This window comes from Burkholderia sp. APQ4-4ca, assembly GCF_057837105.1.
This window is the reverse complement of record NZ_JBYQCG010000233.1, coordinates 6,387-12,857: the sequence shown is the minus strand read 5'-3', so window position 1 is coordinate 12,857 and position 6,471 is coordinate 6,387. Positions and strand designations below refer to the sequence as shown.

Genomic DNA, 6,471 nt, shown 5'->3' with positions numbered 1-6,471 from the left:
CGAAGGCCGGTTCGCCTTCGGCTATCGTGCAGGCGCCATGAATCGGACACGAGCACGCGTCGCCGATACGAGCGACCGCGCGCCCCATCACCGTGCTTTTTCGGGCGCCGGATTCGACCCGGCCGCCGTGGGTGTGCGTATCTTCTACCCGGATAATTCCCCGCATGGGATTTCGTCCTCCAAATGGTTTGAGGTCTGACGCGGCGATCACGTTCGGATGAAGCAATCTGCTGCACCGGTGTGCATCACCATGAATAGCCTTGCATGCCGTAATTTGTATCGTGCCGACGCCCCCACCACGGCAGGTAGGCGTTGTTTCCGCCGCGTGCGCGGAACCAGTCCTTGTCGGGATCGATCGGCGTGAGCTTCGACGGTGGCAGGACAACGACCGCGACGGGATGCTCGGGGGCGGTCGTGCCGGCGACGAGTGCGTTGCCGCCAAAGTGGTTGATCCGGCCGATGGCGAGCGCGACGTCGGTCAATGCGCTGCCTGTTCCCATGTCGCCGAGCAGGGCGGCCGTGTTGAATGTCTGTTTGCGGTGGTCGTATTCGGGGAGGGTTTCGGTCAAGGTCTGCGCGAGCACGGCAAGACGTGCCGACGATGCGTCGCTGCCTTTGCCTGCGTCGTGAACGACGTAGTTGAGGTCAGGGACCACGATGCCGGCGTTGCGTGCCGCTTGGTCGATGGTCGCCTTCCACGCCTGCACGGCGCGGGTCGTGCCGACCTTCTGCGGAAAATCACGCGTGTTACTGGTTGCGGCCTTGCCGATCCAGGCAAGCGGTTCGCGCTCAGTGTTGAACGTTGGACCAGCGAGGAACAGCACGACAAGGTTCTCGTTGATCTGCGCATCCGCGGGCGGGAAGTTGGGCGCGTCCCAGTTCATCACCCAGACGCTCTTGTCGGGGTTCGACTGCAAGTAGTCCAATGCGTTGTTCAATGAAGTGAACCCAGCGTTCGCGCCGCCTCGCGTGATTTGTACGTCGGGAAGCGCGCTGCGACTCCACATCGTCGGGAAATGTGGGTTGCCGATAAAGAAGGTTTTTCGGATCGGCTCTGCCAGGTATTCGCGCGCGATAGCCGGATCAAGGCGCTCAGAAACTGCACCCTCGATGCGAATCCCGGAAAGTTCGCGCCAGTCCTTCTTGTCATCCGGTTTTACTGTGTAGAAATACTTGGCGTTCATCGCGTAACGACTACTCAATAGGCCGGGAAATTTTTCCATGTACTTGTGGTAGAAGCCCTTGAATGTCTCCGTGCCTCGATTCCCATAAGCGATTCCGGCTACCGATTGCAACGTAGTGAAAGACTTCGGATCTGTGCGCACCATGTCGTCATTCTTGTTCGGCGAGGCAAGCCCTTGCGTCCACAGCAGTTGCCATTCGGTCGGGTAGTCCATGCGTTGCAATGGATTCAACCAGATCAAACCCACGACCTGCGCGACGAACGGCTTCATCGGCTCTTCGACGGCCGGAGCTGCGTTCGCTATTGGATCAGCTGCGGGTGCGGAATGCGCCGAACGCATCACGGCAGTCGTGAACAGAAACGCCACGAGTGCCACCAAACTAGGTACAACTACAAATCGTTTCATCCCATCTCCTGCTGCTCGATACAACAGTCACGTTCACATGTAACTCGCTGCCGCACCGGTGTGCATCACCATGAATAGCCTTGCATGCCGTAATTTGTATCGTGCCGACGCCCCCACCACGGCAGGTAGGCGTTGTTTCCGCCGCGTGCGCGGAACCAGTCCCTGTCGGGATCGATCGGCGTGAGCTTCGACGGCGGCAGGACGACGACCGCGACCGGGTGCTCCGGATCGGTCGTGCCGGCGACGAGTGCATTGCCGCCGAAGTGATTGATCCGGCCGATGGCGAGCGCGACGTCGGTCAATGCGCTGCCTGTGCCCATATCGCCGAGTAGGGCGGCTGTGTTGAATGTCTGCTTGCGGTGGTCGTATTCGGGGAGGGTTTCGGTCAAGGTTTGTCCGAGCACGGCAAGGCGTGCCGACGATGCGTCACTGCCTTTACCTGCGTCGTGGACGATGTAGTGGAGATCCGAGACCGCGACGCCGGCATTGCGTGCCGCTTGGTCGATGGTCGCCTTCCACGCCTGCACGGCGCGGGTCGTGCCGACCTTCTGCGGAAAATCACGCGTGTTACTGGTTGCGGCCTTGCCGATCCAGGCAAGCGGTTCGCGCTCGGTGTTGAACGTTGGACCAGCGAGGAACAGCACGACAAGGTTCTCGTTGATCTGTGCATCCGCGGGCGGGAAGTTGGGCGCGTCCCAGTTCATCACCCAGACGCTCTTGTCGGGGTTCGTCTGCAAGTAGTCCAAGGCTTTGTTCAGGGATGTGAATCCGGCGTTTGGCCCGCCTTGTGTGATTTGCACATCGGGAGGCGTGTCGCGGCTCCACAAAGTCTTGGGGAACGGCGGGCCGATTTCGAAATATTCGACAATCTCCTTGGTCAATGTTGCTCTGGCATAAATCGGGTCGAGCCTTGGGGGTATCGCAACTTCAACGTGAATGCCGGCGAGTTCGCGCCAGTCTTTTGAATTGTCTGGATTCACCGTGTAGAAGTACTTTGCGTTTGTCGCATAACGGGTATGCATCAACCCAAGTGCCTCGTTGATGTACTTATGATAGAAGCCTTTAAACGTCTCTGTCCCATCATTGCCATATGCAATGCCTGCTACAGATTGCAGCGTTGCGAACGACTTCGGATCGGTTCGCACCATGTCATCGTTCTTGTTCGGTGCTGAGAGCCCTTGCGTCCACAATAATTGCCATTGCGTCGGGTAGTCTTTACGCTCCAATGGATTTAACCAGATTAACCCAGCGACCTGTACGACGAAAGGCTTCGACGCTTCTTCCGCGGAAGGCTCCGCATGCGTTACGAGTTCCGTCGCGGGGGCCGCGTGTGCCGACCGTACCATGGCCGTGGTGAATAGGAGCACCAGGAGTGCAGCCAGGCTGGGCACGACTACAAATCGCTTCATCCAATCTCCTATTTCCAGGTGTATCGGGTCCGGTTGTTCTACGTGCGCAATCAACGACGCCATGAGTATGGCCGCGATCATCCATGCTGCGACCGCAAGGGCTGCACGTCGCGGCCAGGTAGCGATCAGTGCCTTCATATCGCACCCCCCACCTTCAGATAGAACTGACCCTCTCGTTCATCCGTGATCGTGTCCGGCATCTTGCCTTCACTGCTTTCCGCATGTACCCATTCATGCATCGGCAATGTGTCGAGCATCCCTTTTGTGAAGTAGTCGGCATATTTCTTGTTTGAACTGTCCTCTGGGATACCGTTTCCCATCCGCCAATCGGCTTCAATCCGTAGCGCTTTCATTTGCTCGGGCGTCAGATAGCAAACCCCGATCGCCACGTCGTACGCAAGTGCCTTTTCGGCGTGCTCCGGATTGGTCATCGTCGTGGAATGGTTCGTCGGGCTGTTGGTCGAGCCACGATCGAGCCAATCGACAATCTGCTTGTCGCGCCATTCCTTGTAGCCCTCCGGCATTTCGCTCTTGCCGTCCTCGCCGATCACGTGGCCATCACCATCGAGCCATGCCGTATTCAGCGTTCGCCGCGCCTCCATCCGCATCAACGCGCGGTCCTCGTAACGCTGTCCGGCTTCGCTCTCTGCCGTACCTTGCGCGACACTGTCCGCGTTCTTCGCCTCGTACTGATCGTAAGGATCGTCCGCGCGCTTGTCTGCCTCGCTCTTGCTTGCGTCGCGCCACGCGGCTGGCGGATCGTTGCCTTCGTTGAAGTCGCTCACCGCGGCGCCGTCCGTCGTTTTGACCGGCTTGCCGAACCGCTTCGCTTTCGGCGGGAATGGCTCGTCGAGTGCCGGAGCGTCCGCCACGATGGTCCATCTCTGTGGCGGATTGGCATTCACGCGGAACATGTTCAACGCCGAGCTGAACCCGGTCACGACGAACATGAGCGGCGCAGTCGCCAGTGTTGCCGCCACTCCCCAGATGGTCTCATTCCCTTTGAGCGCACCGATGAGATTGAATTTGGCAGGCGGCGAAGGCGGATACCAGAATCCCGACGTCGTTCCCTTTTTGTTATGCCGCCAGTCATCTTCCCAATACCGATAGCGCTCCTGCACGCCAACCTGGAAGCCGGAGGCAAAGACGCGCTGCGTCAGCACGCCGGGGACGCTGATATCGTTCAGCTCGTTCTCGTCGATGCCGCGCCAGCCGATGCCTTGAACCGTGACCGCCGAAATCACCTGGTCGTGTGGACAGCAATACGCGGTGACGCGACCATATGTCGATCCGTTCAGGCCGTGGCGAGCCCGATCCTCTTGTGCCGCATAAGACCGCTTGCTGCTCGGCGATACCCGTTCGTTGGCCATGTCTTCATCGATCTTGCCGGCGGGCAGTTCGTAGGCTTTGCGCGTGCCGATGATCGACAGAAACTTGCCGAACGTTTTCGTGCGCGCGGCGTAGGTCTGCCGTCCGCGACGACCGCTGCCGTCCCTGGTCGCGCGTTGCGACCAGGTATCCATGAACGTATCGGATGGATTCGGGCCGTCTGCGCGCGCAAGGCTGTACGGCGCATTCGCCAGTACGTAGGCATCCGCCACGCAATGCCCGCTACGTCCCCACGGATCTTCGACATCGGGCAGCGCATCGCCGAAGAAAGCCGCCGTGAGGCCCACGATGTTGCCCTGGCTATGGCATACGACGGTAATCGGCACGTCGGCCTGCATGCGGCGAATCGATTCGATCAACCTCGCAAGGCGCAACGCCGCGAGCACGCCATACGCACGGGGCGGCGCGCGATACAGCGGCCGGTTGGTCGGGTTGATCCCCTGGACGCTCAACCACCCGGCTGCGCGGTCGTCGAGGCCGCCGTGCCAGAGATCGGGCAGGCTCGCGCAGCCATTCGTGAACGGGCCGCCGCCCCAATAGTCCTTCTCGTTCAGAAAGATCTTGTCGCCGTACTCTTTCAGCTCTGCGGCGGTTGCCCGATAGCCCCATCGGAAATGGATGACGGGCGAGAAGGACGGATCGGCTTTGATGTAGTTGCCGGACCAAAGCTTCGGATTCAGAAACCCGTCCGGCGTCACGCTTTCCGTGTACTTCGCGGGCACCAATTGCCCGGCGTCGATGCCGTGATACTTGAGTTGATCATCCAGTCGGGCGAGCCGGCGGTTCAGGCCATCGCACAACCCTTGCTCGGCCGCCTCGAACCATTCACCTTCGGAGTTCACCCCATGGACGAAGATGACGACACCAGGCAACGGCATTTGCTTGATGCAGATCAGCCGGGTGTCTTTCGTCCACATCGAGACCCCGTCGCTCCGGCCGACGACGATCTGAGGTGGCTCCGGGCGCCGCGCAGCCACGTCGGGCACGTCGGTCTTCGCGGCGTGCTCGTTGGTGCGTGCGTCCTCTTCCGGCCGAGGATCGAGAGATGAATCAATCATCCGGACTCCTGCGCTTGCGTTAAACATTCTTCTTGGTGAACTGCACCGCGAGCCTCTCGAACCGGTCGGTATCGACCGCCGGCAGTTCCCCGGCCGTGTCGGTCGTCAAACTCGACAGCGTTCCCGATGCCTTTCGAACCTGTCCTTCGAACCCCGGCGCCGCGTTACCGTCCGTCGGGCGGATCAGCTTCGGGATGCGGCCGAGCGTATGTCGATCGAAGGCCGGCAGATCGACGCTCATGCTTGCGGGGCCGTCCCACGCATGACCATCGGATTTCACGGTGAACTTGCCGGGGCATCCGAGTTCGATATCGCTCCCGTGCAGCTTGAGATACGCGCCGCCGGACGTGACGAATACGACTTCGTCGCTTGCCGTGCCGGCAAGCCTGCCGTCGGCCGCAGTCAACTGGATGTTTTTGCCGGACTCGATTTGCGTGTCGTCATTCTGCGATTGAAGGGCCACTTTCCCCTGATGCGCGATCGCCGATACACCGACGCCATGCGCGAACATCGCGACGCCGCGCCCGGCATGCAGATTGATTCGCTCGCCGCTCGTGATTTGCATGTGTTGCTGCGCGATCTGATCGATGTTCTCGCCCGCATACGTGACGTGCGTTTTCGGCGTGACGTTCAGCGACCCCGCTTGCGCGCCGAACGCCATGAACGCGGATGCGTCGTCGGTGGATCCGGATTCCACCCGGCCGGGTTTCCAGTGACGGAATGCATTGGCGATGTTGTCCTGGCCGGCCGTGTCGGCGGATTGCCCGCCATGCTGGCCGGCGTGATCGCCGAGCGACTTGAACAGCGCCATGCATTGATCGAGCAAGCGGATCAATTCATCGCGATCGAGCTGACCACCGGTTGCGTGCGAACGCGCATAGGTCGTCAACAGCATGCCCTGGGCGGCGCGCAACGCCGCAGCGGCGTCGGTGCGCAACTCCGCGCCTTCGCCCCGATCGCTCCCGTGCCCGTCCTTGCGCGGCTGCGTCAGGTAGCCGAGATTCAACTGGGTATGCGCATGTTCGC

Annotated in this window: 5 protein-coding genes; all 5 read right to left on the bottom strand. The window is 60.6% G+C overall.

The window, feature by feature from the left end; genetic code table 11:
• A partial coding sequence (locus tag AC3IFE_RS28855; RefSeq protein ID WP_489193597.1) for a PAAR domain-containing protein occupies nucleotides 1-166 on the bottom strand: 166 nt, incomplete at its 3' end.
• A 79-nt stretch (nucleotides 167-245) separates the two neighbouring features.
• The gene (locus tag AC3IFE_RS28850; RefSeq protein ID WP_489193541.1) at nucleotides 246-1,589 is read right to left on the bottom strand and encodes a virulence factor; all 1,344 of its coding nucleotides are present in this window, start codon (nucleotides 1,587-1,589) and stop codon (nucleotides 246-248) included.
• Between the two features lie 65 nt (nucleotides 1,590-1,654).
• A complete protein-coding gene (locus AC3IFE_RS28845) occupies nucleotides 1,655-3,136 on the bottom strand; it encodes a virulence factor (RefSeq protein ID WP_489193539.1) in 1,482 nt (493 codons plus the stop codon).
• Entirely contained in the window at nucleotides 3,133-5,445 is a 2,313-nt protein-coding gene (locus AC3IFE_RS28840) for a T6SS effector phospholipase Tle3 domain-containing protein (protein WP_489193538.1), read from the bottom strand. The genes AC3IFE_RS28845 and AC3IFE_RS28840 overlap by 4 nt, the downstream gene beginning before the upstream one ends.
• A gap of 19 nt (nucleotides 5,446-5,464) precedes the next feature.
• Entirely contained in the window at nucleotides 5,465-6,451 is a 987-nt protein-coding gene (locus tag AC3IFE_RS28835; RefSeq protein WP_489193595.1) for a DUF2345 domain-containing protein, read from the bottom strand.
• Nucleotides 6,452-6,471: the final 20 nt, after the last annotated feature.

Coding starts and splice junctions, on each gene's coding strand:
- AC3IFE_RS28840 (WP_489193538.1), bottom strand. CDS start 5,445: ATGATTGATTCATCTCTCGATCCTCGGCCGGAAGAGGACGCACGCACC.
- AC3IFE_RS28845 (WP_489193539.1), bottom strand. CDS start 3,136: ATGAAGGCACTGATCGCTACCTGGCCGCGACGTGCAGCCCTTGCGGTC.
- AC3IFE_RS28850 (WP_489193541.1), bottom strand. CDS start 1,589: ATGAAACGATTTGTAGTTGTACCTAGTTTGGTGGCACTCGTGGCGTTT.